The sequence below is a fragment of the Xanthomonas euvesicatoria genome (assembly GCF_013112235.1).
GTDB lineage: Bacteria > Pseudomonadota > Gammaproteobacteria > Xanthomonadales > Xanthomonadaceae > Xanthomonas > Xanthomonas euvesicatoria.
In genome coordinates, this window is record NZ_JABFFS010000001.1 from 3,862,685 (window position 1) to 3,888,628 (window position 25,944).

Here is a 25,944-nt window from a genome sequence, read left to right on the forward strand (position 1 = left end):
CTGCTGCACGGCTGTCGCTCAGGCCGCCAGTGCGTCGGTGTTTCCGGCGATCTCGTCCACTTGCAGCACCTGCTCCATCTCCAGCAGTACCACGAAGCGCTCGCCGACCTTGCCCATGCCGCGCAGCAGATCGCGGCGGATATGCGTGCCGAACGACGGCGCCGCTTCGATGTCCTGATCGGCCAGTTCGATCACTGCATTGACCGCATCCACCAGCACGCCAATCACCTGCGTGCCCTGCGCCTGTTCGCTGGCCACAATCACGATGCAGCTGCGTTTGCCGATCGTGCTGTCTGCGCGCCCCAGCCGCGATTGCAGATCCACCACCGGCACCACCGCGCCGCGTAGATTGATCACCCCGCGCACGCAATCCGGCATCGACGGCACCGGTGTGGGAGCGCGGTATTGAATGATCTCGCGAATGCCCAGAATGCTGGTGGCGAAGGTTTCGCCATCCAGTTGAAAGGTCAGATATTGCGCGGCGACATCGGCGTCGCCGGGCATCACATCAAGCGTCGGTGCGGTCATTGGTCGCTCTCTCAGAAACGCGCGAACTGGCCTTCGTCCGGGCCCTCGGACATCGCATACGCCGGCGCTGCGTTGCTGCGCCAGCCACGCGTGCCCGCCGCACGCGCCGGCCGCGCAGCGACCTGCTTGCCGCGCTTGGGCGGCGCAGTCGGCGCGCCCTGCCCGCCCAGCCGGAAGAACGCCATGCTCTGCTGCAGCTGTTCGGCCTGCGCGCTCATTTCCTCGGCAGTGGCGGCCAGCTCTTCGGATGCGCTGGCGTTCTGCTGCGTGGTCTGGCTCAACTGCACGACCGCCGAATTGATCTGGCTGACGCCGGAAGATTGCTCCTCGGAGGCAGCGGAAATTTCCTGCACCAAGTCGGAGGTGCGCTTGATGCTGGGCACGATCGAATCCAGCAAACGACCGGCGCGGTCGGCCAATTCCACGCTGGAACTGGCCACCTCGCCGATTTCCTGCGCGGCCACCTGGCTGCGTTCGGCCAGCTTGCGCACCTCGGCGGCGACCACGGCAAACCCCTTGCCATGTTCGCCGGCGCGTGCGGCTTCGATTGCGGCATTGAGCGCAAGCAGGTTGGTCTGGTACGCGATGTCGTCGATGATGCCGATCTTCTGCGCGATCTGCTTCATCGCCTGGGTGGTGGCCACCACCGCTTCGCCACCTTCCACGGTTTCTTTTGCGGCCTGGGTGGCCATGCCGTCGGTGATGCGCGCGTTCTCGGTGTTCTGGCTGATCGATGCGGTCATCTGCTCCAGCGACGCACTGGTTTCTTCCACACCGGCGGCCTGTTCGCTGGCCGCCTGCGACAGCGACTGCGCAGTGGCGCTGACTTCTTCCGACGCGCTGGCAAGGGTTTCGGCACTGGTATTGACCTCGCCGACCACCTGCGACAACTTTTGCACCATGGTGCGCATCGCTTCGAGCAGTTGCGCGGTTTCGTCGCGGCCATGCACATCGATGCGCATGGTGAGATCGCCTTCCGACAAACCGTTGGCCACCGCCACCGCGCGGCGGATCGGCCCGGTGACGCTGCGGCTGATCACCACGCCGAGAATGGCACCGAGCAACACGCCGCTGCAGATGATGGCCACCAACAGCCTGGAACTGCGTGTGTGGATCGCATCGGCTTCGGCGTTGGCCGCCGCGGCGCTGCGCTCGCGCAGGCCGCTCAGGTCGGTCATCAGGTTATCCACTTCGTCCGAGCTGGCGCGTACCGCGCGCGATAGCGCGGCCAGTTCCGGATTGGCCTCGCGCAACGCTTCGCGGTTGGCGACTTCGATGAAGCGGCCGCGCTCGTCCAGATACTTCTGCCAGGCGCGATCGAATTGCGCCAGCTTGTTCTTGCCTTCCTCGCTCTGGAAGCTCTCCCGCGCACGGGCCATGTGATCGACCACCTTGGCGGTGTATTTGTCGATGTTCTGCACATGCGACTGGCGCTCTTCTGCACTGCTGGCCAACAACAGGTTGGCGCGCGCGCGGCCGGCATAGATGAGGTTGATGTTGGCTTCCTTGACGTGGGACATGCCGAGCAACTCGCGCTCGTACAACGACGTCGACAGCGCGCTGATGCGGCCGGAGTTGGAATAGCCCACCCACCCGATGCATGCGCCGATGGCCGAGACGATCAGGAATGCCACGATCAGTCTGGTTCCGATTCTGAAGTTGCCTAACATTGGGGAGTTCTCTCAAGAAGGATGCGTGGGCGACATGCGCTACAGGAAGGCGATGGCGCTGCGCGTACCGCGCATGGCGATACGGCTGGTCTAACCCATCGCTAATGGCTATCGGCGACGACAAAACGCGCTTGAGATGCATCCAGGGCCGGAGTGCCTATTCATCAAATCGAATCTGCGCTTTTGTGACAGATCACGCGCTCATCACCGCCCATATTCGGAAAAACCCTACCCCCGCCCGTGCGCTGTCCAGGCCACACCGCTGGGACATCACGTCTGCGCAGCTATGCTTCGACCATGCCTGCAAAGCCCTTGCCCCGCACGTTCTATGCCCACGATGCCCGCCACGTCGCGCCGCAATTGCTCAACAAGGTGTTGGTCAGTGCGGACGGACGCCGCGGGCGCATCACCGAAGTGGAAGCCTACTGCGGCAGCGACGACCCGGCCGCGCACTCGTTCCGCGGCATGACTCCGCGCACGCGGGTGATGTTCGGTGCGCCGGGGCACCTGTATGTGTATTTCATCTATGGCATGCATTGGGCAATCAATGCGGTGTGCGGCGGTGCGCCCGGGCATGCGGTGCTGCTCCGCGCACTGGAACCGCTGGCCGGTATCGATCGCATGCAGGCCGCGCGCGGCGCCGCGCCGGTCACCGCCTTGACCACCGGCCCAGGCCGCCTGGCGCAGGCGTTCGGCGTGACCGCCGCCGACAATGGGCTGGATCTCAGCACTGCGGCCGCGCGGCTCTGGATCGAAGACGACGGCGTGCCGCCCCCCTCCCATCCAGTGGCAACGCCGCGCATCGGCATCCGCAAGGCCGTGGACGCGCCATGGCGCTGGGTGGTTGCAGATAGCCGCTATGTGTCGCGTCCGCTTCCGCGCGTGACCGGAAAAGGCACGCCGCCCGCGGGCGATTGAGCCAACCAGCGCTCCATCGGCGATTGCTCGGCCGCGCCCGGTCCGCGCTGTAGCAGACGCAACGCCTGCTCGGCCTGCTCGGGGGTGAGCTCCTGCAAGGCCTGGAAGCGGTCTGCCGCCCAGACCGCCATCGGTAGCCCATCCAGCGAAGCGACGCGATTGCCCGGCACGCGCGCGACCCGCTCGCCCGGCAGCAGACTGCCGAGCAGATTGCTTGGGTCGCTGGCACTGACGCAGATCCACTGCTGCGGCAAGGGCTGCGCGCGCACACGGCGCAGGGCCGCAATCGCGTCCGGCAACGCAAACTGCTCGCCGGACAGCCCGGCGATAAACCGCCCGCCGCGGATTTCGCCGCGCGCTTCCAGCCGTTGATACATGCGCAGCAATTCCCGCCATGGCGGCAGCCATGCGGCCTCGCGTTCGAGCAGCCGCCAGCACACCACGCCGTAGCGCCGCAGCAGCGTGCGCGCGACGTGTTCGAGCATGTCCTGATGGCGCTGCGCGGCTTCGGCAAGCGGCAGGTCGGGCAGCGCCCGCACCGGCGCCCAGCGGCCCGCATCGCGGATGCCCAGTGCGCTGGCACGGCGACGCTGCCGCGACAGTGCCGACGGCCGCTTGGACGCCGGCACCAGCAGCGCGCGCAGGCCGGCATAGCTGTCGCAATGCGCGCGGCCACGCATCACCAGCTCGCTCAAGGCATCTTCCAGCTCGGTGTTCATCAGATGTGCCGCGTCGGCGATTTCGTCGAAGAACAGCGCGCCTTGCTGCTGCAGCACCTGCATGACCCGTTGCGCGCGGGAGCTCAATGGCGCGTCGTCGGCATCGCGCGCCAACGCGCTCCAATGCTGCGCTTCGCGTCGTGGCAGCAGCACGATCGGCGTACTGCGCAGTGCAGCGCCGCTGCGGCCGCCGCCGGGCCGCAGGCGTGCCCACAGCGTGCGCCCGGCAGTGCACAACTCATCCAGCCAGGCCGGTTGATAGTCGCGGATGCGCGCCGGCAATAGCTCGCTCTCCCACAGCACCGCAGGCGCCTCGAAGCCTTCGAGCTGCCCCACCACACCGGCCAGCGCATCTGGCCCAGCCACCCGGCTGCTGCTGTCCACGTGCTGCCACTCGAACAGAAAACGCGCGTAATCGCGTTGCGATACCGGTTCGATCTCGCGGCGCAGGCGCCCCAGCGTGTAGCGGTGGATGCGTGCCAACAGATGGCGCTCGCACCACTCTTCGCCCTGCACATGCGCATTGAACTGCCCGGCCATGACGTAGCCCTCGCGTTGCAAGGCTGCCAGTGCGAGCGCGATTTCTGCTTCCGGCACCTGCAATGCGTGAGACAAGGCCGGCACCTGTGCCGGGCCGACCGCGGACAAGCGCCCGCGCAGCAGTTCGCGTACCGCCCAGTCGCGCTGCCAGTCGGCAACGCGGCAATCGGCCGGCGCCTGCAACGGCGGCTGCACAGTTGCTTGCCGATACAACGGCAAGAACCAGTCGATACGCTCGGCGCTGACCCACAGCGCCGGGCTGCCGTGCAAGGCAATGCAGCTGGCACGACCCGCTGCGGCCAGCGCGGCCAGCCATGCCTGCCACTGCGCGTCGGTAGCCTCTGCGACCGGCAACACGCCCAGCACCACCAATGCCTCGTGCATTTCTTCGGCATCGCGCGGCTGTGGCCAGGCCTCTTCGCGAACGGCCTCGATGGCCTGCGGATCGAGCTGGCCCAGGTCGTCGCTGGTCTGCGGCGTGTAGCGCCGACTTTGCACGGCCTGGGTACGGCGTTCTTCCAGTGGCGCATCGTCGAGAAATGCATACGGACGCGCATTCAAGGCTTCGGCGGCCAGCGGCGACGGCGCCGCCAGGTCGCGCGCGACCAGCGTCACCGCGCCCGATTCCAGGCCGCGCAACACCTGCAGCCAGCCGTCGCTATCCATGGCGTGATGCAGGCAATCTTCCAGCGTCTGTGCCACCAACGGGTGGTCGGGCACCTCGCGTTCGCCGACCAGATTCTCCGCACAGGCCACCTGGTCCGGGAATACCGTGGCGAGCAAATCTTCGGACTTCATGCGTTGCAACTGCGGCGCCACCTTGTTGCCGCCACTGAAGCGCGGCAGCGCCATCGCGTTGGTGGCGTTCCAGCGCCAGCGCACGCCGAATAGTGGTGCGTCCAGCAATGCCTGGATCAATACATGCTCGGCCGACGACGAATGCAGGTAACGGCCAACCTCTTCCAGCGCAAAGCTATGACTGGTCGACAGCGACAACACAATCGCATCTTCGGTGGCCGCCGCCTGCAATTCGAAATTGAAGGTGCGGCAGAAGCGCTTACGCAGCGCCAGCCCCCACGCACGATTGATGCGGCTGCCGTACGGCGAATGGATGACCAGCTGGGTACCGCCGCTGGCATCGAAGAAGCGCTCCATCACCAGGCACTGCTGGGTGGGCATCGCGCCCAATGCCGTGCAAGCGTTTGCCAGATAATCCACCAGTTGCCGCGCCGCTTCGGCGGACATCTCCAGCTCGCGCTGCAGCCAGTCGCGCGCGGCTTGGTGCGGCGCGGTGTCCAGCCGCGCGGCAATCTCGCCACGCAGGCGCGACACCGCCGCAGACAGCTCATCGCTGCGACCCGGCGCTTCGCCCAGCCAGAACGGAATGTTCGGCGGCGCGCCCTTGGCGTCTTCCACGCGCACGCGCCCGGCCTCCACGCGCAGGATGCGGTAGCTCGCATTGCCGAGCTGGAACACATCGCCGGTGAGGCTTTCAACGGCGAAATCCTCGTTCACCGTGCCGATCTTTTCGGCCTGCGGTTCCAGCACCACGCTGTAGTCGCCGGTTTCGGGAATGGTGCCGCCGGAAGTGAGCGCCGTCATGCGCGCACCGCGCCGTGCATGCAGGCGCCGGTGCACGGCATCGCGATGCAGATACCCGGCGCGCGGACCGAGGCGGGTGCTGAAGCCATCGCATAACATGCGCACCACGCTGTCGAAGGTGGCACGGCTCAACCCGGCGAACGGCCACGCGCGCCGCACCAGCGCGAACAGCGCATCTTCGTCCCAGTCTTCGCATGCGGCTTCGGCAACGATCTGCTGCGCCAGCACATCCACCGGCGCCGTCACAATGCGCAAGGCATCCAGTTCGCCGCGGCGGATGCTGTCCAGCAGCGCGGCGCATTCGACCAGTTCGTCGCGGGTCTGCGGAAACAGGCGCGCCTTGGGCGTACCGCCGACCTTGTGTCCGGACCGCCCGGCGCGTTGCAGGAAGGTGGCGATCGAGCGCGGCGAACCGAGCTGGCAGACCAGATCGACATCGCCGATATCCAGCCCCAGTTCCAGCGATGCGGTCGCCACCAACACCGTGAGATCGCCGGCCTTGAGCCGTTGCTCGGCCAGCAGGCGCGTCTCGCGCGACAGGCTGCCGTGATGCGCCGACACGCGCTGCTTGCCGAGCAGATCGCCCAGATGCCGCGCCGCGCGTTCGGCCATGCGCCGTGTGTTGACGAACACCAGCGTGGTGCGATGTTGCTGCGCCAGTGCAGCCACATCGGCATACACCTGCAGCCACTGGTCGTTGGACATCACCACGCTCAGCGGCGTGGGCGGCAACGCCAGGGCCAGATCACGCTTGCGTGTGTAGCCGATATCGACGATCTCGCACGGCGGCGGCACGCCGTCTGCGTCGACACCGACCAGGAATTGCGCCACCGTTTCGATGGGCTTCTGGGTGGCCGACAGCCCCACCCGCGTGATCGGCTGCGCGACCAGCCGCTGCAAGCGCTCCAGCGTCAGGCTCAGGTGGCTGCCGCGCTTGTCCGACGCCACCGCGTGGATTTCATCGACGATCACGGTGCGCACATGCTGCAGCGACGCGCGCCCGGATGCCGACCCCAACAGTACGTACAGCGACTCCGGGGTGGTCACCAGAATATGCGGCGGCGTGCGACGCGCCTGCGCGCGCTCGCGCTGCGGGGTATCGCCGGTACGCACCGCGGTACGAATCGGCACATCCGGCAAGCCGCCTGCGACCAGCGCCGCACGGATGCCCTGCAAGGGCGCGTCCAGGTTGAGGTGGATGTCGTTGGACAAGGCCTTCAACGGCGAGACGTAGACCACACGGGTTTCGTCGGGCAACGCACCGCCGTTGGCCAGCCCGTCGCGAATCAATGCATCGATGGCGGCGAAGAAGGCCGTCAGCGTCTTGCCCGAGCCGGTCGGCGCGGCCACCAGCGTGTGGCGTCCGGCCTGGATCGCCGGCCACGCGGCGACCTGCGCCGGTGTCGGCGCAGGGAAGGTCTGCGCGAACCACGCAGCGACCACAGGATGGAAGTGTTGCAGGACAGGATGCATTGGCAATGCCCGACACCATTGCTCATCATGACGGCAAGGCGCGCGGATATAACTCGGCGTGAACCATAATCAATGGGGCTGCGCAGCGGTCCAGACAAGCCACGGGCCAGGCCGGCAGTGAACGATTTAGCGCGGCTACAAAACGACTGCACAGCCGCCAGGCGGGCGCGGCCGGTGCTCGGAATCGGCATGTACCGCTCGTACACTCCGGTTCTGAGCGCGCCGTCTGCGCCCACCCGACAGCTGCTCGCTACGTTTTGTTAGCCGCTGTTAGCGCAATGGTGGCGGCCTCTGCCGTCGGCAAGGCGACGCCTTCGCAACGTTGCGGCACCGGCCCGGCGATTGTCCGCCGGCCACGTGCCGTGGCACATTGGCGGCATGCCCAGCCTGATTCTTTTCATGATCGCCGGCGCCGCGCTGTTCGCGTTCTGGAACTCCTCGCGCGCGGCTGCCGAACGCGCCGACATTCTTGGCCGCAATGCCTGCCGCGCGGCCGACGTGCAATGGCTGGACCAGAGCGTGCATTCCACCAATATCCGCGTGTGCAGGATGCCCAGCGGCTGGCTGGGCTTCGAGCGCACCTTCCGCTTCGACTATTCCTACGACGGCGTGGATCGCCATAGCGGCAAGCTGGTGCTGCGCGGCGATCAACTGATTGCCTTCACCGGGCCGCAGGTCGCTACCGTCAGGGCATTGCACCCGGAGCATGAGCGTCTGGAGTGAGGCGCGCAGCTGCAGCTCACCGCACGCTGACACCTGACATACCTGCAGCTTCACCTGTCTGGGTTACAGTGATTGGCCGGCCAGCTTCCCTCTGGATTCCAGCAATCATCGAGCTGTTGCTGCGCGCTGTCGCCGTCTGTGCACGCGGCTGGCCATTGCATCAGTCGGCGGCACTCCACACAGCCGGCCACTTCATTCCAAAGACGTCGAATCCGCGGGAACGGGCTCGTAGCCATTGTCCCTGCCGCTCAGCCAGCACAATTGCAGCTTGCCCTCTCGACGCAGCTGCGCCTGGGCGAACAGCCACAGCGGATCCAGCAGGTCGGCATCCTTCAATAGACGCGACTTGCCGGCAATTTCCATGCTGAGAAAATGCGCCTCACGCGGCGTGTCGATGTAGCTGCGCGCAATCAGACAACGCTCGCCATCCACGAAGCGATAGATGTCGTACTCGTACGCGTCGTCGAGTGCGCCGGACGGATCCGGCGCGCTGCAATCGACATGACGGGTGCGCTCTACGTGCAATCGAACCCTCCACTTGGCGAGTCTGCAGGTCATACGCTTGCCGCTTTCAGCGCAGCCAACAGAACCTGGGACGCCGTCACCGGTAGCCGTGGACGGCACGCAGGAACTTCAGCTTACACGTGGTCCCTGCTGATTCCGCGCACCGGCCTGCACTCGCCTTGCGGCGGCGCAGGCGTGTGGTGTGCTGTCCTTACTTCACCACGCGAAGATGCGGGCGCTTGCCACCGCTGGACGGTTCGTCCGGCGTCGGCGCACTCGGTGGGGGCGAGCCCGGATCCGGCGGCTCGCTGTTGGTGCCGGGGATGTCGTCCGGCAGCGCCATGCCCTGCCCGGTTTCGCGCGCATAGACCGCCAGTACGGCGGCCATCGGCACCATCACCGGGTGGCTCACGCCACCGAAGCGCGCAGTGAAGCTCACGCTTTCGTTGTCCACCTGCAGGCCGACCACGGCACGCTCGGCGATATTCAAGACGACGCGACCGTCCTTGACGGCACTGGCAGGCACCTGCACACCGGGCAGGCCGGCATCCACCAAAACGTGCGGCGTCATGCCGTTGTCGTTGATCCATTCGACCAAGGCCCGCAACAGGTACGGGCGATGGCTAGTCATGCGGGGGAAATCTTCGCTCATTGCGTCATTTTACCCGCACATGGCCCGTCGCGGCGGCCACGCGATCGGAAGTCGGTCTGTTGGCATACAGCCGTCGCATCAGCCCGGCAGATCGCGCAGCTTCTTTTCCTGATCGGTGAGGCTGCGGATAAAGCCCGGGTTGCGGAAGATCCGGTTGCCGTAATCCTCGATCGCCTTACCGTCCTTGGGCAGGCTGATTTCCAACGCGTCCAGTCGCCAGATGATCGGCGCCATCGCGCAATCGGCCAGACTCATTTCCGGATTGAGGAAGAATTTGCTGGCCTTGAACAACGGCACCGACGCGGTAAGCAGTTCTTTCAGACGCTTGCGGCCGGCCTCGGCCTGCGTCTTGTTGCCGAGCTGGATCGCCTGCACTTGCGGCACCCAGTCATGCTCGATGCGCAACATCGCCAGGCGCAGACGCGCGCGCGAAAGCGGGTCGACCGGCATCAGCGGCGGATGCGGATAGCGCTCGTCCAGGTATTCGCTGACCACCGAGGCGGCGTACAGCACCAGGTCGCGTTCGACCAGCGTCGGCACCGAATGATAGGGATTGAGATCGATCAGATCTTCGGGAGGATTTTGCGGGTCGACCGGCACCAGGTCGTAGGTCACCCCTTTCGCCGCCAGGACCAGACGGACCCGGTGGCACAACACGTCGTCGTTGGACGAAAACAAAGTCAAGGTATTCCGCATACGCACACTCGTCGCCATTCAAGGCTCTCCGACGACCGGAATCCGCCGGCCGCATCGGCGCGGCCGGCCCAACGCCGACAGTCACCACGGTCTATCGAGTGTGCAATCACGTCACGCAAAAGCCAAGAGTGATAGGGCTTATTAATGTTCCGATAAGCCGGTTGCTGCGCTGCTCCCCCGAGACCGCAGGACATGTAGGCGCTGCAACCCTGTTGCAGGGATCTACGCTGACGGCCCCGATCGACATGCTGTTCGCTCGCCAACCATCACCCCGCCCCCTCTTCCGCACGGGAGGTGGGGGCTAGCGCTTTCTGCTGGAAGCGCCCGCAAGGCTCGGCGACAAATAGAGGTATCCAAGCACCTGCGATACCTGCCTGCCCTGCACTGCATTGTTCGCTCCCGCAGCCGATGACGGCCTACGCAGCGTTCAGTGCACGTCCTTCCAGTATTCCTTCTTCAACAAATAAGCGATGAAGGTGAGCAGCGCCAGGAACAGGACCACCCACACGCCCATGCTCTGGCGCTTCAATGCGGCCGGCTCGCCGGCATACTCGAGGAAGTTGGCGATATCGCGCACGGTCTGGTCGAATTCCACCGGTGTTTGACGCCCTGGCTGCCCAAGCTTCAATGCCTCTACCGGCTTGTCGCCGGTGGCCTTGTCGGCCGGGCCGAATTGCGCCTGCTGCAGGCCTTGCAACTCCCATAGCGGGTTGGGCATGGAGGCGTTCGGAAACAGCTTGTTGTTCCAGCCCAGCGGGCGTGTCTGGTCCAGATAGAACGACTTGAGATAGGTGTAGACCCAGTCCGTACCGCGCACGCGTGCAATCAAGGTCAGATCCGGCGGCGCCTTGCCGAACCACTTGGTCGCCGCGTCGTGCGGCATGGTGCCTTCGATATGTTCGCCGACTTTGGCGCCGGTGAAGTTGAGGTTGGTCATGACCTCCTCTTCGCTCAGGCCCAAATCGCTGGCCATGCGCGAATAGCGCAGGTACTTCAACGAATGGCAGCCGGAGCAGTAGTTCATGAACAACTGCGCACCACGTTGCAGCGATGCGCGATCGCTCAGGTCATTACCTGCTTGCTGCACCGCCCCGCCTTCGGCCGCCATCGCACCACCAGCGATTACCAGGCCGCAGAGCAAGGCGAGCACGCGCGACTTCCATGACGTCACGTTGGAATTAGTCATGGGTCGTCACCCGCTCCGGAACCGGCTTGGTCTTGTCCAGCCGCGTCCACACCGGCATGGTGATGAAGAAGGCGAAGTACAGGAAGGTCAGCACGCGCCCGACATAGGTCTCGTGCGCGTCGGTGCCGGGGCCGGAACCGATCACACCCAGCCAGACGAAGCACACCACCAGCACGCCCAACGCCAGCTTGGAAATCCAGCCGCGGTAGCGCACCGAGCGCACCCTGGCGCGATCCAGCCAGGGCACCAGGAACAGGATCGCGATGGCCGAGAACATCACCAGCACCCCGCCTAGCTTGTTGGGCACCACGCGCAACATGGCGTAGTACGGCGTGTAGTACCACACCGGCTTGATGTGCTCCGGCGTCACCAGCCGGTTGGCTTCGGTGAAGTTGTCGTGCTCCAGGAACAGGCCACCGAACGCCGGCGCGAAGAAGATGATGAAGGCAGCGATCAACAGCAGGAATCCAACGCCGACCAGGTCCTTGACCGTGTAATACGGATGGAACGGAATGCCGTCGGCCGGCTTGTGCGCATCCCAGCGATTGCCCTTTGGACCTTTCTTGATGTCCACCCCGTCCGGATTATTGGAACCCACTTCGTGCAGCGCACCGATGTGCAGCACGATCAACAGCAGCAACACCAACGGCAATGCGATCACGTGCAAGGCGAAGAAGCGATTGAGCGTGGCATCGCCGGGCAGGTAGTCGCCCATGATCCATTCGGTCAGCCCGTTGCCGATCACCGGAATGGCGCCGAACAGCGAGATGATCACCTTCGCGCCCCAGAACGACATCTGCCCCCAAGGCAACACGTAGCCCATGAAGGCTTCGGCCATCAGCACCAGGTAGATCAGCATGCCGAGAATCCACACCAGCTCGCGCGGCTTCTGGTAACTGCCGTACATCAAGCCGCGGAACATGTGCAGATACACCACGATGAAGAACAGCGAGGCACCGGTGCTGTGCATGTAGCGGATCAGCCAGCCCCACTCCACGTCGCGCATGATGTATTCGATCGAAGCGAATGCATCGGCGGCGCTGGTCTTGTAGTGCATCGTCAGGAAGATGCCGGTGACGATCTGGTTGACCAGCACCACGATGGCCAGCGAGCCAAAGTAGTACCAGAGGTTGAAGTTCTTCGGCGCGTAGTACTCGCTGATGTGCTTGCGGTACATGGGCATCAGCCCGGGCGCGCGCTCGTTGACCCAATCGAACACGCCGTTGGCGGTACGGACCAGAACATTGCTCATCAGGCAGCCCCCGTGGTTTTGGCCGACGCACCGGCATCGTCAGGATCGACGCCGATCACCAAGGTGTTGTCGTCCACGTAGTGGTGTGGGGGCACCAGCAGATTGATCGGTGCCGGCACGCCGTCGAAGACGCGGCCGGACATGTCGAAGCGCGACTTGTGGCAAGGGCAGAAGTAACCGCCCTTCCACTGCGGGTCGTAAGGCTCGGGGCGGATTTCGGCGACCATCTCCGGCGAGCAACCCAGATGCGTACACAGCCCCACCAGCACCGAAATGTCGGACTTGATCGAGCGATATTCCGGGTTTTTCAGCACGTACTCCGGCTGCTGATCCTTGTTCTCGGACTTGGGGTCCTTGAGCCGGTCGTCCAGCGACGGGAGTGCGTCGAGCATGGCCTTGGAGCGCTTGACGATCCAGATTGGCTGACCGCGCCATTCAAGGACCATGCGCTGGCCTTCCTGCAAGGCGCTGATGTCGGCGGTGACCGGTGCGCCAGCCAACTTGGCACGCGCACTGGGATTCCACGACTTCACGAACGGAACTGCAACGAATCCTGCTCCGACCGCACCGACCACGGCCGTTGTCGCGGTTAAAAACCGACGACGCCCGATATCAGCAGGTGCGTTAACCCCATCGTTGGCCATCCGGCTCTCCGATCTTGATTAGGTAGCGTGAGGCTGCCAACGGCTGGCGGGGGGTCCAGCCGCGATGAATCGACCGCAGTGTAGCGGAACGCTTAATGCACAGACAACGCAATGTACGCAGTCGGCCCTATGCGATGCAACGGCCGATGCAAGCGGCAGCCGATCCGATGGAGTTCAACGCGCGTGGGAGACGGATGGCTGTGACGTAGTGCCCTTGCGTGGGCTGCAACGGCAATGCGCGCGTGCGGTGGATGCGTGGATATGGTGCAAGCGCAGCAATACGATTGTTCGCGACTGGCTATGGGCGCTGCAACCAATGTTGCGGAGACCGAAGTACTTGCCCCACCGCACTCGGCGCAGCGCCGTGGCAAAGATTCCCAAGAGCAGCGACCACGACGTCAAGCGGGGGGCCGGGAATGGATCGCGCAGACGCCGCGGTGCTTATGACATGCCAGGAGCACCGGCCGCGCCCGCCGGGCGGCTGCACGGGCGTTTTGCCAGCCGCTTTAGTTGGCTGCTGTGGCCTGGCCACGATAGCGGCCGGCCAATACGCCCACGCGTTGCACGTAACGCTGGGTTTCGCTATACGGCGGTACGCCGCCGTAACGGTCGACTGCGCCCTCGCCGGCGTTGTAGCCGGCAGCGGCCAGGGTGAGGTCGCCATTGAAGCGTTTCAGCAGCCAGGACAGATACTGCACGCCGCCACGAATATTTTGCGTTGCATCATAGGCATCGCTGACACCGAAGCGGCGCGCGGTGCCCGGCATCAACTGCATCAGGCCTTGCGCGCCGGCACGACTGAGCGCAAGCGGGTTGTAGGCCGATTCGGCGTGGATGATTGCGCGCACGATCGATTCTTCCACCCCGAACTCGCGCGCCGCCGCTGCGATTTCCTGCTGATAGGCGTTGGTGTTGAGTCGGATCGCACCAAAATTGACCCCCGGCTTGGCACCGCAGGCGTAGCAGGTTTCGATAAAGCTGTAATGGATGGTGCGCAGGCCTTCGATGCTGGCGACCTGGCGCGGCCGGGCGCTGGTGTAGTGGCGCACGCCGTCCTTCATATAAGAGTACACCTGCCCGCTGACGACCCGGCGCGGATTGGTTGCTGCTGCCGCTAGCGGCGTGACGACAGAGACGGACGACTCCGGCAAGGCACGCGGAGCCGGCGCCGAAGCGACCTCGGCAGCGTGCCGCGGCGGCTGGCTGACTGGCTGGCTGATAATGGTGGCCGGCGCGCCGCTGTCGATACTGGCCATGCGGGGCGCGGGGCTGACGGCCAGACGCCCGGCCGAGGGAGATGACGGCAGGCGGCGGGCCGCACGATCGGGGGTATAGCTGCTGATGACGCTGCAGGTGGAGCCGCTCTGGCGCTTGCTCAGGTAACTGGTGATACCGTCAGCGCCGACGCACTTGTACAGCGTGCCGGCGCTGACCGGCGCAGCCGACAACGTGACGAGCATCAGCCCCAGCAATCTTGACATCCCCTTCATGCGCGGAGTGTCCCAGCTTGCCCAGGGCTTGCCAAGTGTCGGCCAGCGTCTGGAGTAGCCCGCAAGGCGCCCGCGCCGCGGCCAGGCGTGCGGGACCGGTGCTCGAAATCCTCAAGTACCCATCCCGCACTCCCGATAACGCGTTCGCCGCGCCCACCTGACGCCCACGCGCGATGGCCTGTTGGCCGCCTCACTGGGGCAGCCGGTCCAGCTGCGTGCGCAACGTGTCCAGCGCCTGCGTCAAGGTGCGGCGGGCTTGGGCCGGCGCAATCGCGTCGAACGGCAGGTCCAGCAACAACAGGTTGGCCGCCAGCGCAGGCATGCTCGGGGCGCCAAGACCCAGCCAGCAATGTGCGGGACCATCGGCCTGCAAGGCACCCAGCCAGGGCGGAATGCGCGCTGCCAATGCCTCGACCGTGCCGGCCAGACGCACCCGCGCCCGGCACGGAAACGGCGCTTCGCCGATCGCCTTGCGCAATAGCTGTAGCGGCTCTTCGGGCAATGCGCGGGGGGCGAACCGCGCGCCGGTGGCGACCGCCTGATCGATCCGGTCCGCGCGCAGGCTGCGCCAGTCCTGGCGTTCGCAGTCCCAGACCAACAGGTACCAGCGCCGCCCGTAGTTCACCAGCAGCGCCGGCTCGACGCTGCGGGTGATGGCCGTACCCGAATGGCGCCGATAGTCCAGCCGCAGCGTGGCCCGGTCGCGGCAGGCGGCAGCCAACTGGGCAAGCAGGCCCGCATCGACCAGCGATTCCGTTTCGGAAGCCGGCATGCTGGCCATGGCGGCATGCGCGGCACTGGCGCGCTGGCCGCTGCGGCGCGGCAGCAGGGGATCCAGCTTGGCCATCACGCGTGCCGCCGCGGCGTCCATCCCGCGCACCGCTGGCGCGGCGGCGCGCAAAGCGACCGCCACGGTCAGCGCCTCGTCTTCTTCCAACAACAGCGGCAATGCCGCACCGCCCTGCCCCAGCCGGTAGCCGCCGCCGCTGCCGGGCGCTGCATGCACCGGATAACCCGCTTCGCGCAGGCGCTCGATATCGCGCCGCAGGCTGCGCGGATGGATGTCCAAACGTTCTGCCAGCGCCACACCGGACCAACTCCGGCCACCTTGCAGCAGGGAAAGCAGACGCAACAGGCGAGCAGCGGTAGAAGCCATCGCGCCACCGTATTGCGGACAGAAACTGTCCGCAAGTGGTCCGTAAGATCGCGATACCCGCCATCCCACTCGCTTCGCCACCGCAGCCACCCTGGAGACCGCAATGTCCGACGACCGCCACGTCACCCTGTTCCACAACCCCCGCTCCCGCTCGCGGGGGGTCCTGGTCTTGCTGGTAGAATTGGGCGCACGCTACAGCCTGCAGCCCATCGATCTGGAAAAGGAGCAGCAGCGCACGCCGGAATTCCTTGCGATCAACCCGATGGGCAAGATACCGACCATCGTCCACGGCACCAGCGTGGTCACCGAGCAGGGCGCCATCTATCAGTACCTGGCCGAGCTATATCCGGAAGCCGGCCTGTCACCGGCGCCGGGCGATGCCGATCGTGGCGCCTACCTGCGCTGGCTTGCGTTCTACGGCTCGGCCTTCGAACCGGCGATCATCGATCTTGCGCTCAAGCGTAGCGCCCCGCCGCGCTCGCTCTCGCCTTATGCCGACGCCGACACGGTGCTGCAGGTGGTTGATGCGCAGCTGGCCAAGGGCGATTACCTGCTGGGCGAGCGCTGCAGTGCGGCCGATGTGCTGTGGGGCGGCGCCTTGGCGTGGATGGTGGAGTTTGGCCTGATCGACCCGCCCGCCCCGACCCGCGCCTATATCGCCCGGATGGCCGCGCGCCCGGCAGTGGCGCGCGCCGAAGCCGTCGACGCCGGGCGTGCGGCCGCGGACGGCGCCAGCGCAAGCGGGTAAACTGCGCGGCTCTCTTCTACCCGCCTGGAATAAGCGCCATGCCCGGGACACCCGTTTCCGACCTGTCCGCGGCAGCTGCCGTGGACGCACCCGCCCTGTTGCCCTTGCCCGTCGCGCGCCCATCGGCGCCTGCCGTGGTACGCGGCAAGCTCTATATCAAGACCCACGGATGCCAGATGAACGAGTACGACTCGGCCAAGATGGCCGACGTGCTTGCCGCTTCCGAAGGCCTGGAGCTGACCGACAACCCCGAGGAAGCGGATGTGGTGCTGGTCAATACCTGTTCCATTCGCGAAAAAGCCCAGGAAAAAGTCTTCAGCCAGCTGGGTCGCTGGAAGGCGCTCAAGGCCGGCGGCAAGCCGGTGATCATCGGCGTCGGCGGCTGCGTGGCGTCGCAGGAAGGCGAAGCCATCGTCAAGCGTGCGCCCTACGTGGACCTGGTGTTCGGCCCGCAGACCCTGCACCGGCTGCCGGAACTGATTCGCGCGCGACGCGAATCGGGCAAGTCGCAGGTGGACATCAGCTTCCCGGAAATCGAGAAGTTCGACCGTCTGCCCGAGCCGCGTGCCGAAGGTCCGTCGGCCTTCGTCTCGATCATGGAAGGCTGCTCCAAATACTGCTCGTTCTGCGTGGTGCCCTACACCCGTGGCGAAGAAGTCAGCCGGCCGTTCGAGGACGTGCTGGTGGAAGTGGCGCAATTGGCGGCGCAAGGCGTGCGCGAGATCAACCTGCTTGGCCAGAACGTCAACGCGTACCGCGGTGCGTATGGCGCCGATGCCGGCGACGCCGCGCAGTACGCCGATCTGGGCCTGCTGATCCGCACCATCGCGCAGATCGACGGCATCGGCCGCATCCGCTTCACCACGTCGCATCCGCTGGAGTTTTCCGATTCGCTGGTGGATGCCTACCGCGACGTACCGCAGCTGGCCAACTACCTGCACCTGCCGGTGCAGGCCGGCAGCGACCGCATTCTGTCGGCGATGAAGCGCGGCTACACCGCGCTGGAATTCAAGTCGAAGATCCGCAAGCTGCGCGCAGTGCGCCCGGACATCTCGATCAGTTCGGACTTCATCGTCGGCTTCCCTGGCGAGACTGAAGCGGACTTCGAAAAGACCATGAAGCTGATCGAGGACGTGGGCTTCGACCAGAGCTTTTCGTTCGTGTATTCGCGCCGCCCCGGCACCCCGGCATCGGACCTGCAGGACGACACGCCGGAGGCGGTGAAGCAGGCGCGTCTTGCGCGTCTGCAGGCGCATATCAACGCGCACGCGGCGAGCATTTCGCAATCGATGGTGGGCAGCGTGCAACGCGTGCTGGTGGAAGGCCCCTCGCGGCGCGACCCGAACGAACTGACCGGCAAGAGCGAGAACATGCGCCCGGTGAATTTCCCAGGCAACCCGCGTTTGATCGGACAGTTCGTCGATGTGTTGATCACCGAGGCGATGAGCAATTCGCTGCGTGGCCGGATTCAACTGGACGACAGCGCACATTGATGGCGCGCGGGCGCTGCGCAATGCGGCGCCCCTTCAAGCAAGGCGACCACGCGCCGAAGCGTCTCGCGGGAAATGGTCAAAATTTCACCACACATCCGTAGCGCCTTGCAGCGCAAGGCCTCGTCTTACTTACCCACAGGCTTTGCCGAATTCGATCCACATCCTGTGTGGACAACCCTGTCGGTACTGGCGTTTTTTTCGCCACCAACCCGGCAAACCTTGCGCCAGTAAGCGCGGCGAGTTTTATCCACAGGTTAGTGATGCGTGACTCCACAGCGGTTGTGGAAAACCTGCATGCCTGTGCGGACCGGCGCGTCGCCGAGGTGCCGCGCCGCCCGCTGTGTTGGTGGGATCACATGCCGCGCGCTACCCTTTCGCTCCCGCCCTACCGACGCGCACCCAGGTGCGCCGTCCGATCCAACCATGAACGCACCCGCACATCGCGATTTCACCCTGGAACCCGAGGACATCGAGCGTCTGGCCAATCTGGCCGGTCCGTTCGATGCGCATCTGCGCCAGATCGAACTCAAGCTTGGCGTCGAGATCGCCAACCGTGGCAACGTCTTCCGGGTGACCGGACCGGAGCCGGCCATCGCCGCCGCCCAGTCGCTGTTGACCGCGTTGTACGACGAGGCCGCAACCACCACGTTCGACACGCACGCAATCCACCTGCGGCTCAACGATGCCAACCTCGAGCATGTGGCCGAGCGCGCATATCAGGCCCAGGATGTGGCGATCAAGGTCAAGCGCGGCACCGTGCGTGGCCGTGGCGCCAACCAGGCCAAATACCTGCACGCGATCGCCACCCACGACATCAATTTCGGTATCGGCCCGGCCGGCACCGGCAAGACCTTCCTGGCGGTAGCAAGCGCGGTTGAAGCACTCAACGAGTCGCGGGTGCAGCGGTTGATCCTGGTGCGCCCGGCAGTGGAAGCCGGCGAAAAACTCGGCTTTCTTCCGGGCGATCTCAGCCAGAAGGTCGACCCGTACCTGCGCCCGCTCTACGATGCGCTGTACGAAATGCTCGGCGTGGAAAAAGTGGTCAAGTTGCTGGAGCGCAACGTCATCGAAATCGCGCCGCTGGCCTATATGCGCGGTCGCACGCTCAACGATGCATATGTGATTCTGGACGAAGCGCAGAACACCACCATCGAACAGATGAAGATGTTCCTGACCCGCCTGGGCTTCGGCTCCACGGCGGTGGTCACCGGCGACCTCACCCAGATCGATCTGCCCAAGCACGTCAAATCCGGCCTGCGCGATGCGATCGAAGTGCTGCGCGATGTGGAAGGCACCAGTTTCACCTTCTTCGAAGCGCGCGACGTGGTGCGTCACCCATTGGTGCAGCGCATTGTCACCGCCTACGACAAGCGCGATAACGCGCTGCAGCCTCCTGCGGCCGACTGACCGTGCAAGGCCGCGCCCTACTGTTGGGAGTCTGGTTGGCGCTGGCTTGCCATGAACCTGCGCATACGCAGGCACGCCAGCAGGCCGACACGACCACGCACGTCATGTTGCGGCAGCAACTTGCCGCGTCCTGTGTCTCGGTGGCCGCTGGGCAAGCGACCATCCTGCTGGATCGGGCCGAACTGGAACACCTGGCAGTGGCGAAGGCTGCAGCCGGTGCGGGGGTTGATGAGGATGCGCAGCGACAAGCGCTGCTTGCCGGCACGCGAGCGCAGGCGCTACTTGCCTCTACCGGCAAAGCGCACGACCGCTTCGGCTGCGCGGTGGCTCAAGATGACAAGGAAAGCGCCGACACGCGCTATCTGGTAGGTCGCCTGCTGGAGCGCGGCCAAGCCGCAATCTGGACACAATCGCCACCAGGTTTCGCGCCGGCCCTGGAAGTCAACCGGGTCGATCCGCATTGCCAGAACGGGCCGATGGGCAGTGCGTTTTATCGTGTTGCCAACGGTGGCGCGCTTGTCATGGTGCTGGTCGAGTGCGTTCGCTGATCCCGGACCGGCGGGCCAAGCACGCACACGCAGGCGTCGCCGCAAGACGCTACTCGGGCGATACTGTCACCTCTGTCTGATCTGAATGCTGGTGTTCCCATGACCAAGGGCCCTGTCCGCCTCGACGTTGCCGTCAGCTATGCGCTGCCGCGCGCCGGCCTGCCGTCGGCGGTGAGTTTTCGCAAGTGGGTGGCCGCGGCGTTGAAGGGACGCATCCGCGAGGCCGATCTGGCAGTGCGCGTGGTCGACGAGAAGGAAGGCTGCTCGCTCAATCACCATTACCGCGGCAAGGATTACGCCACCAACGTGCTGAGCTTCCCTGCCGAACTGCCGGAAGGCCTGCCCAAGGGCATCAAGATGCCGCTGCTGGGCGATCTGGTGATCTGCGCACCGGTGGTGGCGCGCGAGGCCGCAGAGCAAGGCAAATTGCTGGCTGCGCACTATGCGCACCTGACCGTGCATGGCACCTTGCACCTGCTTGGCTGGGATCACGAAGACGACAAGGAGGCCGAGGCGATGGAGCAACTGGAGCGCGAGATCCTGGCCGACCTCGGCATCGACGACCCTTACGCAGGAGAACACTGATGCGTTTTTGCATTGCCGGCGCCCTGCTGCTGTTGAGCGCGCTCGGCGCCTGGGCGCAGACCGCACCGGTGCGCCCGGACCTTGCCGCCTTGATCGAATGCCGCCAGCGCATCGGCGATTTCAGCGCGTTGGCGCCGGTACTGGCCGACCCGCTCAAGGCGGTGGCGCTGGGCTGGACGCCGCTGGACCAGTCCAACCTGTTCATGACCGAGTACACGCTCAACACGCCCATTCGCGTGTTCGGCCACAGTACCAATCACATCGCGTTTTCCGGCGCCAGCATCATGGCGATCCTGGACCTGCCCGACCCGCGCCCGCTCGCCAAGCAGCTGGATCTGGAACTGGGCGTGGATAACGCCGAGAAGGTCATGTACGGGCGCGAGCTGGTCAGCGAAGACACCACCAATCCCAAGACCGGCGAGGCCATGATCGAATCGGTCGTGCTGAGCGTGACCAACGTCAAATCGCACCCGGGCAAGACCGTTGTCGGCTGCGGCTACAGCCTGGATCTGCCCTGAGACCGGCCAGGTAACGGCGCATCCACAGCGCCTTGCCGGCTTCCTGCTAGACTGATGGCTAACGCCTGGTTTGCCGGGTGCCCTTCCCCGTCACGATGTCCGAAGACGACAGTAGCCAATCCCCAGAAACACCGGAAAAACGCCGTAGCTGGCTCGAGCGCCTCAGCGCTGCCTTCTCCGGCGAACCCCACACCCGCGACGAACTCGTCGCCTTGCTGCGGACCGCCGAACAGGACGGTCTCATCGCCGCAGACACCTTGCGCATGATGGAAGGCGCGATCTCCGTGTCCGAGCTCACCGTGGGCGATGTGATGATCTCGCGCTCGCAGATGGTCTCGCTGCCGGTGGAGGCGCGTTTCATCGACCTGATGAAGCAGGTGGTCGAATCGGGCCATTCGCGCTTCCCGGTCCACGGCGAGAACAAGGACGAAGTGCTCGGCATCCTGCTGGCCAAGGACCTGTTGCGCGGCGTGGTGGCCGACAACGGCCCGGGCAACGTGCGCGAACTGCTGCGCCCGGCGGTGCTGATCCCTGAGTCGAAGAAGCTCAACGTCCTGCTCAAGGAATTTCGCCTCTCGCGCAACCACATGGCGATCGTGGTGGACGAATACGGCGGTGTTGCCGGGCTGGTCACCATCGAGGACGTGCTGGAGCAGATCGTCGGCGAGATCGACGACGAGCACGACGATGCCGAAGAAGAGAATTCGCTCATTGCGATCCAGGCCGATGGGCGCTATGTGGTCGATGCGCTGACGCCGATCGAAGACTTCAACGAACGCTTTGGCGCCGAGTTCCCCGACGACGAGTACGACACCGTGGGTGGGCTGGTCACCGATGCGATCGGGCACCTGCCCGAAACCGGCGAAGAGTTGACGCTGGGGCGCTTTGCATTCCGCGTGGCCAAGGCCGATGCGCGGCGCGTGCACGCCTTCCACGTCACCATTCTGCCGCCAGATCCGCAGGACGACGCTTGAACCTGTCGCATGGCATGACCGCTGCAGCGCCGGCGCGCTGCAGTGCCCGGCGTTGGGCTGCGTGCTGGCTGCTGGCGTTGCTGTCGCTGTTGGTGACACCGGCGTCCTTCGCGCAGGCGCCCGCCCCGGAAGCCGCCCCTGCGTCCCAGTCGGCGCCGCGGATCGGCGTGGTGACCATGCAACCGGGCGAAGTGTTTTTCGAACGTTTCGGCCACGATGCCATCGTGGTGGTCGATCCGCGCACGCAGCAGGCCACCTCGTACAACTTCGGCTTCTTCGACCCGAGCGAGCCGGACTTCGTACCGCGTTTTGCGCGCGGCGAAATGATGTATTACCTGGTCGCGCTGCCGCTGGAAGAAGACCTGTCGCAATATCGCGATGCCGGGCGCGGTGTCAGCATCCAGTGGCTGGATCTGCCGCCAGACCAGGCGCGCGCGCTGGCCGAGGGCTTGGCGGTGCGTAGCCAACCGGAAAACGCGCGCTATCACTACGACTACTTCATGGCCAACTGCGCCACCATGGTGCGCGACACGTTGGACCGTGCGATGGGCGGCGCGCTCAAGTCGCAGCTGGCCGGTCGTTCGCGCGGCAACACCTTCCGCAGCGAAGCGGTACGCCTGGCCTCCCCTGCCCCGTGGATGTGGCTGGGCTTCGACCTGGGCCTGGGACCGTACGCCGATCGCCCCTTGTCGCGCTGGGAAGAAGCCTTCGTGCCGATGCGGCTGGCCGACAGCCTGACCCAGGTGCACAACAGCGCCGGTCGCCCGTTGGTGCAATCCACGCAGGTATTGCTGCCGCATCGCATCGCGCCCGAGCCCGCCGAACAGCAGCGACACTGGTGGCCGTGGTTGCTGACCGGGCTCATCGTGGCCGCAGGCGTGCTGGCCTTGGGCCGCAGGCAGCGCCTGCTGGCTGGACTGGCGTTACCGTTCTGGCTGGTGTGCGCCATCGGCGGCGGCCTGCTGGTCTATCTGTGGGGATTCACTGCCCATCAATCGGCATGGGCCAACCGCAACCTGCTGCTGGTCAACCCGCTGTGCGTGCTGCTGTGGTTCGGAGGCATACGGCTGCAGCTGGGCCATCGGCCGGGCCGCTGGTTCAACGTGCTGTCCTGGGTGGTGGCGGCGTGCGCGCTGGCGGCGTTGGTGATCCATTGGCTGTCCTTCCAGGCGCAGGACAACCTGCAATGGGTGATGCTGCTGTTGCCGATCCACACCGCACTTGCCATTGCCCTGCGACCGCGTGACGTGCCTGCACGTACGCGCTGATTGAAGGATGCGCTCATGAACAGCAACGGCCGTCATCCCGATAATCCGTCCTGCGTCATCACCTGCGCTTATTACGACGGCGACGGCAAGCGCCACGACATCAGCCTGGAGCACATCAGCGACGTGCTGCAGCGGCCGGATGGCTTCGTCTGGGTGGGGCTGTACGAGCCGCAGGAATCGGTGCTGCGCAAGTTGCAGGACGAATTCGGCCTGCACGATCTGGCGATCGAAGACGCGCTCAAGGCGCATCAGCGCCCCAAGGCCGAGAGTTACGGCAACTCGCTGTTCGTGGTGGTCAACACCGCGCAGCTGGTCAACGAGCGCATCCGCTATGGCGAGACGCACGCGTTCCTGGGAAGGCGCTTCCTGTTGACGGTACGGCATGGCGCGTCACTGTCGTACGCGCCGGTGCGGCATCGGGTCGAACGCGAGCCGGCGATGCTGCACATGGGCGCGTCGTTCTGCCTGTACGGCGTGCTCGATTTCGTGGTCGACAATTACCTACCGATCATGGACGAGTTCCGCGACACGCTGGAACGTCTGGAAAAAGACATCTTCGCCGACGACTACAAGCGCGAGACGGTGGTGCGCCTGTATGAGCTCAAGCGCGAACTCAACAAGATGCGGCTGGTGGTGGCGCCGTTGCAGGACGTGCTCTCGCACCTCAAGCGCAACCCCGGCTCCCTGATCCACGAAGAAGTCGGCATTTACCTGCGCGACGTGCTCGATCACGCAGTGCGCATCAACGATGCCATCGACACCTTGCGTGAAATGCTGGGCACGGCGCTCAGCGTCAACCTGTCGATGGTGACGCTCGCCCAGGGCGAAACCGTCAAGCGCCTCGGTGCCTGGGCCGCCCTGTTGGCCGCCCCTACCCTGATCACCAGCTGGTACGGCATGAACTTCGCCCACATGCCCGAACTCGATGCCCGCTACGCCTACCCATTGCTGGTCGCCGGCGTCGTGGGCTCGTGCCTGGTGCTGTATCGCCTGTTCAAGCGCGCCAAGTGGCTATAGGGCCGCTGCGCGGCCCGGGATTCGGGATTGGGCATTCGGGATTGGTTTGAGCAGTTGGCCGGTTGTTGATTTTCAACCTAGGCCAGGGTGCTCATAAGTCGCGAGCGCCTGCTCTTGCGAATCTCCAATCCCAAATCCCGATTCCCGATTCCCGATTCCCGATTCCCCGCCATCAAGCCACATAGATCGTCTTGACGTTCATGAACTCATGGATGCCGTGCTCGGCCAGTTCGCGGCCGAAGCCGGAGCGCTTGATGCCGCCGAAGGGCAAGCGCACATCGCTCTTGACCACTGAGTTGACGAACGCCGCGCCGCACTGCAGCTGCTGCGCCACGCGCTCGCCGCGCTTGGGGTCGGCCGTCCACACGCTGCCCCCCAGCCCGAAGCTGGTGTCATTGGCCACGCGCACCGCTTCGGCCTCGTCGGCCACCCGGATGATCGAAGCGACCGGGCCGAAGAATTCTTCGTCGTATGCCGGCATGCCGGGGGCGACGTTGTCGAGGATGGTGGCCGGATAACCGGCATGCGAGCCGGCGACCGGTTCGCCGCCCAGCAAGACCTTGGCGCCCTTCGCCACGCTGGCCTGCACCTGCTTGTGCAATTCCTCGCGCAAGTCGGCACGGGCCATTGGCGCCAGCGTGGTGCTGTCCTGCTGCGGGTCGCCCACGATGCGCTTGGCTGCCGCTGCCACGAAGCGCTCGATGAACCGGTCGGCGATCGCATCCACCACGATGAATCGCTTGGCGGCGATGCAGGTCTGCCCACTATTGTCGAAACGTGACTGCACGGCCGATGGCACGGTGTGCTCCAGATCGGCGTCTTCCAGCACCACGAAGGCATCGCTGCCGCCGAGCTCCATCACGCACTTCTTGAGCTGGTCGCCCGCATTGGCGGCCAGCGAGCGACCGGCGCGTTCGCTGCCGGTCAGCGTTACCGCAGCAATGCGGTCATCGCGCAGTACATCGGCAGCCTGGTCGTTATCGATATGCAGGACATCGAACACGCCCGGCGGAATGCCGGCGGCGTCCAGCACCTCTTTCATGGCGTCAGCGCAGCGCGGCACGTTGCTGGCGTGCTTGAGCAGCGACACGTTGCCGGCCATCAGGCTTGGTGCCAGGAACCGGAACGCCTGCCACAGCGGGAAATTCCACGGCATCACTGCGAACACGCAGCCCAGCGGTTCGTAGCGCACATAGCTGGATTGCGCTTCGGTGGGAATGTCGCGCGGCGCCAGATAGTCGGCGGCGTGCTCGGCGTAGTACGCGCAGGCCTGCGCGCACTTGTCGACTTCGGCCAGGGCCTCGGCGCGCAGCTTGCCCATCTCGGCGGTCATGATGCGTTGCAGGTCCTCGCGGCGCTTGGTCAGCTCCTCGCCAATGCGGCGCAGCAAGGCGCCACGCTCGGCCAGCGGCAACGCGGCCCAGGCCGGAAATGCCTTGGCGGAAGCGGCCAGACGCGCTTCGATGGCAGCGGCGTCCAGGGTCTGCTGGGTGTGCTCGACCTGGCCGTTGGCGGGGTTGACGGTGTCGTAGGACATGACGGTCTCCTGTTGCGAGGCGGTCATGCTAGACGCCGGCAAGTTCGGGGCGCGTCACAATCGCCTGAAACTGCTGCAACACTGTGTTCGCAAGCA

General features: G+C 65.3%; 23 protein-coding genes and 1 other RNA gene. 12 read left to right on the top strand and 12 right to left on the bottom strand.

Annotation, left to right across the window (positions count from 1 at the left end; genetic code table 11):
- Positions 1 to 18 precede the first annotated feature (18 nt).
- Positions 19 to 528 carry a chemotaxis protein CheW gene (locus tag HLH45_RS16710; protein WP_008576110.1) on the bottom strand — a complete coding sequence of 170 codons (510 nt, stop codon included), beginning with the start codon at positions 526 to 528 and terminating at the stop codon, positions 19 to 21.
- A gap of 11 nt (positions 529 to 539) precedes the next feature.
- On the bottom strand, positions 540 to 2,198 hold the full coding sequence (locus HLH45_RS16715) for a methyl-accepting chemotaxis protein (protein WP_014090388.1): 1,659 nt from the start codon (positions 2,196 to 2,198) through the stop codon (positions 540 to 542).
- A gap of 297 nt (positions 2,199 to 2,495) precedes the next feature.
- Here HLH45_RS16715 and HLH45_RS16720 point away from each other — a divergent pair, with 297 nt between their 5' ends.
- Positions 2,496 to 3,116, top strand: coding sequence for a DNA-3-methyladenine glycosylase (locus tag HLH45_RS16720; protein ID WP_033478434.1), 621 nt, complete (start codon positions 2,496 to 2,498; stop codon positions 3,114 to 3,116).
- Here the strand turns inward: HLH45_RS16720 and HLH45_RS16725 are convergent.
- Positions 3,056 to 7,450 (bottom strand): DEAD/DEAH box helicase, encoded by a 4,395-nt coding sequence (locus HLH45_RS16725; RefSeq protein ID WP_008571308.1) that lies wholly within the window; start codon positions 7,448 to 7,450, stop codon positions 3,056 to 3,058. The two genes, HLH45_RS16720 and HLH45_RS16725, sit on opposite strands and share 61 nt — an antisense overlap.
- A 189-nt stretch (positions 7,451 to 7,639) precedes the next feature.
- Between HLH45_RS16725 and HLH45_RS16730 the strand changes: the two genes are divergently transcribed.
- Both HLH45_RS16730 and HLH45_RS16735 read left to right on the top strand, forming a co-directional pair.
- Positions 7,640 to 7,716: non-coding RNA, sX9 sRNA (locus HLH45_RS16730), on the top strand.
- A gap of 76 nt (positions 7,717 to 7,792) precedes the next feature.
- Positions 7,793 to 8,173, top strand: a complete 381-nt coding sequence (locus HLH45_RS16735) for a DUF3301 domain-containing protein (protein WP_008571309.1) — start codon at positions 7,793 to 7,795, stop codon at positions 8,171 to 8,173.
- Positions 8,174 to 8,365: 192 nt separating this feature from the next.
- Here the strand turns inward: HLH45_RS16735 and HLH45_RS16740 are convergent, their stop codons facing one another.
- From HLH45_RS16740 to HLH45_RS16775, 8 genes are all read right to left on the bottom strand, one after another.
- On the bottom strand, positions 8,366 to 8,698 hold the full coding sequence (locus HLH45_RS16740; protein WP_008571310.1) for a hypothetical protein: 333 nt from the start codon (positions 8,696 to 8,698) through the stop codon (positions 8,366 to 8,368).
- A gap of 190 nt (positions 8,699 to 8,888) precedes the next feature.
- Positions 8,889 to 9,329 carry a ClpXP protease specificity-enhancing factor gene (locus tag HLH45_RS16745; protein WP_008571311.1) on the bottom strand — a complete coding sequence of 147 codons (441 nt, stop codon included), beginning with the start codon at positions 9,327 to 9,329 and terminating at the stop codon, positions 8,889 to 8,891.
- A 78-nt stretch (positions 9,330 to 9,407) separates the two neighbouring features.
- The gene (locus HLH45_RS16750) at positions 9,408 to 10,043 is read right to left on the bottom strand and encodes a glutathione S-transferase N-terminal domain-containing protein (protein WP_005915265.1); all 636 of its coding nucleotides are present in this window, start codon (positions 10,041 to 10,043) and stop codon (positions 9,408 to 9,410) included.
- Positions 10,044 to 10,452: 409 nt separating this feature from the next.
- The gene (locus HLH45_RS16755) at positions 10,453 to 11,211 is read right to left on the bottom strand and encodes a cytochrome c1 (RefSeq protein ID WP_033478436.1); all 759 of its coding nucleotides are present in this window, start codon (positions 11,209 to 11,211) and stop codon (positions 10,453 to 10,455) included.
- Positions 11,204 to 12,463, bottom strand: a complete 1,260-nt coding sequence (locus tag HLH45_RS16760) for a cytochrome b (RefSeq protein ID WP_008571315.1) — start codon at positions 12,461 to 12,463, stop codon at positions 11,204 to 11,206. Before HLH45_RS16760 ends, HLH45_RS16755 begins: the two co-directional genes overlap by 8 nt.
- Positions 12,463 to 13,107 carry a ubiquinol-cytochrome c reductase iron-sulfur subunit gene (gene petA / locus HLH45_RS16765; protein ID WP_011347774.1) on the bottom strand — a complete coding sequence of 215 codons (645 nt, stop codon included), beginning with the start codon at positions 13,105 to 13,107 and terminating at the stop codon, positions 12,463 to 12,465. The genes HLH45_RS16760 and petA overlap by 1 nt, the downstream gene beginning before the upstream one ends.
- A gap of 506 nt (positions 13,108 to 13,613) precedes the next feature.
- A complete protein-coding gene (locus HLH45_RS16770; RefSeq protein WP_033478438.1) occupies positions 13,614 to 14,597 on the bottom strand; it encodes a lytic transglycosylase domain-containing protein in 984 nt (327 codons plus the stop codon).
- A 190-nt stretch (positions 14,598 to 14,787) separates the two neighbouring features.
- Positions 14,788 to 15,753, bottom strand: coding sequence for a helix-turn-helix transcriptional regulator (locus HLH45_RS16775; RefSeq protein WP_033478440.1), 966 nt, complete (start codon positions 15,751 to 15,753; stop codon positions 14,788 to 14,790).
- Between the two features lie 103 nt (positions 15,754 to 15,856).
- On the opposite strand from HLH45_RS16775, the gene HLH45_RS16780 reads away from it, so the two are divergent.
- From HLH45_RS16780 to HLH45_RS16820, 9 genes are all read left to right on the top strand, one after another.
- The gene (locus HLH45_RS16780) at positions 15,857 to 16,501 is read left to right on the top strand and encodes a glutathione S-transferase family protein (protein WP_008571319.1); all 645 of its coding nucleotides are present in this window, start codon (positions 15,857 to 15,859) and stop codon (positions 16,499 to 16,501) included.
- A gap of 38 nt (positions 16,502 to 16,539) precedes the next feature.
- The gene (gene miaB, locus HLH45_RS16785) at positions 16,540 to 17,994 is read left to right on the top strand and encodes a tRNA (N6-isopentenyl adenosine(37)-C2)-methylthiotransferase MiaB (RefSeq protein ID WP_033478441.1); all 1,455 of its coding nucleotides are present in this window, start codon (positions 16,540 to 16,542) and stop codon (positions 17,992 to 17,994) included.
- Positions 17,995 to 18,417: 423 nt separating this feature from the next.
- Entirely contained in the window at positions 18,418 to 19,401 is a 984-nt protein-coding gene (locus tag HLH45_RS16790) for a PhoH family protein (RefSeq protein ID WP_008571321.1), read from the top strand.
- Between the two features lie 2 nt (positions 19,402 to 19,403).
- The gene (locus HLH45_RS16795) at positions 19,404 to 19,949 is read left to right on the top strand and encodes a hypothetical protein (RefSeq protein ID WP_033478442.1); all 546 of its coding nucleotides are present in this window, start codon (positions 19,404 to 19,406) and stop codon (positions 19,947 to 19,949) included.
- Positions 19,950 to 20,048: 99 nt separating this feature from the next.
- A complete protein-coding gene (gene ybeY / locus HLH45_RS16800) occupies positions 20,049 to 20,534 on the top strand; it encodes an rRNA maturation RNase YbeY (protein ID WP_008571323.1) in 486 nt (161 codons plus the stop codon).
- Positions 20,534 to 21,052, top strand: coding sequence for a hypothetical protein (locus HLH45_RS16805; RefSeq protein WP_008571324.1), 519 nt, complete (start codon positions 20,534 to 20,536; stop codon positions 21,050 to 21,052). Before ybeY ends, HLH45_RS16805 begins: the two co-directional genes overlap by 1 nt.
- Positions 21,053 to 21,147: 95 nt before the next feature.
- Positions 21,148 to 22,026 (top strand): CorC family transporter, encoded by an 879-nt coding sequence (locus tag HLH45_RS16810; protein WP_008571326.1) that lies wholly within the window; start codon positions 21,148 to 21,150, stop codon positions 22,024 to 22,026.
- Between the two features lie 14 nt (positions 22,027 to 22,040).
- Positions 22,041 to 23,294 carry a lipoprotein N-acyltransferase Lnb domain-containing protein gene (locus HLH45_RS16815; protein ID WP_134813184.1) on the top strand — a complete coding sequence of 418 codons (1,254 nt, stop codon included), beginning with the start codon at positions 22,041 to 22,043 and terminating at the stop codon, positions 23,292 to 23,294.
- A gap of 15 nt (positions 23,295 to 23,309) precedes the next feature.
- A complete protein-coding gene (locus HLH45_RS16820; RefSeq protein WP_033478448.1) occupies positions 23,310 to 24,311 on the top strand; it encodes a magnesium and cobalt transport protein CorA in 1,002 nt (333 codons plus the stop codon).
- 172 nt (positions 24,312 to 24,483) lie between these two features.
- On the opposite strand, the gene HLH45_RS16825 is transcribed toward HLH45_RS16820, so the two are convergent.
- On the bottom strand, positions 24,484 to 25,875 hold the full coding sequence (locus HLH45_RS16825; RefSeq protein WP_008571330.1) for an NAD-dependent succinate-semialdehyde dehydrogenase: 1,392 nt from the start codon (positions 25,873 to 25,875) through the stop codon (positions 24,484 to 24,486).
- Between the last annotated feature and the right edge of the window lie 69 nt (positions 25,876 to 25,944).

Bases quoted from the DNA above. Each gene is read 5' to 3' on its own strand.
- HLH45_RS16710 (WP_008576110.1), bottom strand. From the start codon at position 528: ATGACCGCACCGACGCTTGATGTGATGCCCGGCGACGCCGATGTCGCC.
- HLH45_RS16715 (WP_014090388.1), bottom strand. From the start codon at position 2,198: ATGTTAGGCAACTTCAGAATCGGAACCAGACTGATCGTGGCATTCCTG.
- HLH45_RS16720 (WP_033478434.1), top strand. From the start codon at position 2,496: ATGCCTGCAAAGCCCTTGCCCCGCACGTTCTATGCCCACGATGCCCGC.
- HLH45_RS16725 (WP_008571308.1), bottom strand. From the start codon at position 7,450: ATGCATCCTGTCCTGCAACACTTCCATCCTGTGGTCGCTGCGTGGTTC.
- HLH45_RS16745 (WP_008571311.1), bottom strand. From the start codon at position 9,329: ATGAGCGAAGATTTCCCCCGCATGACTAGCCATCGCCCGTACCTGTTG.
- HLH45_RS16750 (WP_005915265.1), bottom strand. From the start codon at position 10,043: ATGGCGACGAGTGTGCGTATGCGGAATACCTTGACTTTGTTTTCGTCC.
- HLH45_RS16755 (WP_033478436.1), bottom strand. From the start codon at position 11,211: ATGACTAATTCCAACGTGACGTCATGGAAGTCGCGCGTGCTCGCCTTG.
- HLH45_RS16760 (WP_008571315.1), bottom strand. From the start codon at position 12,463: ATGAGCAATGTTCTGGTCCGTACCGCCAACGGCGTGTTCGATTGGGTC.
- petA (WP_011347774.1), bottom strand. From the start codon at position 13,107: ATGGCCAACGATGGGGTTAACGCACCTGCTGATATCGGGCGTCGTCGG.
- HLH45_RS16770 (WP_033478438.1), bottom strand. From the start codon at position 14,597: ATGAAGGGGATGTCAAGATTGCTGGGGCTGATGCTCGTCACGTTGTCG.
- HLH45_RS16775 (WP_033478440.1), bottom strand. From the start codon at position 15,753: ATGGCTTCTACCGCTGCTCGCCTGTTGCGTCTGCTTTCCCTGCTGCAA.
- HLH45_RS16780 (WP_008571319.1), top strand. From the start codon at position 15,857: ATGTCCGACGACCGCCACGTCACCCTGTTCCACAACCCCCGCTCCCGC.
- miaB (WP_033478441.1), top strand. From the start codon at position 16,540: ATGCCCGGGACACCCGTTTCCGACCTGTCCGCGGCAGCTGCCGTGGAC.
- HLH45_RS16790 (WP_008571321.1), top strand. From the start codon at position 18,418: ATGAACGCACCCGCACATCGCGATTTCACCCTGGAACCCGAGGACATC.
- ybeY (WP_008571323.1), top strand. From the start codon at position 20,049: ATGACCAAGGGCCCTGTCCGCCTCGACGTTGCCGTCAGCTATGCGCTG.
- HLH45_RS16805 (WP_008571324.1), top strand. From the start codon at position 20,534: ATGCGTTTTTGCATTGCCGGCGCCCTGCTGCTGTTGAGCGCGCTCGGC.
- HLH45_RS16810 (WP_008571326.1), top strand. From the start codon at position 21,148: ATGTCCGAAGACGACAGTAGCCAATCCCCAGAAACACCGGAAAAACGC.
- HLH45_RS16815 (WP_134813184.1), top strand. From the start codon at position 22,041: ATGACCGCTGCAGCGCCGGCGCGCTGCAGTGCCCGGCGTTGGGCTGCG.
- HLH45_RS16820 (WP_033478448.1), top strand. From the start codon at position 23,310: ATGAACAGCAACGGCCGTCATCCCGATAATCCGTCCTGCGTCATCACC.
- HLH45_RS16825 (WP_008571330.1), bottom strand. From the start codon at position 25,875: ATGACCGCCTCGCAACAGGAGACCGTCATGTCCTACGACACCGTCAAC.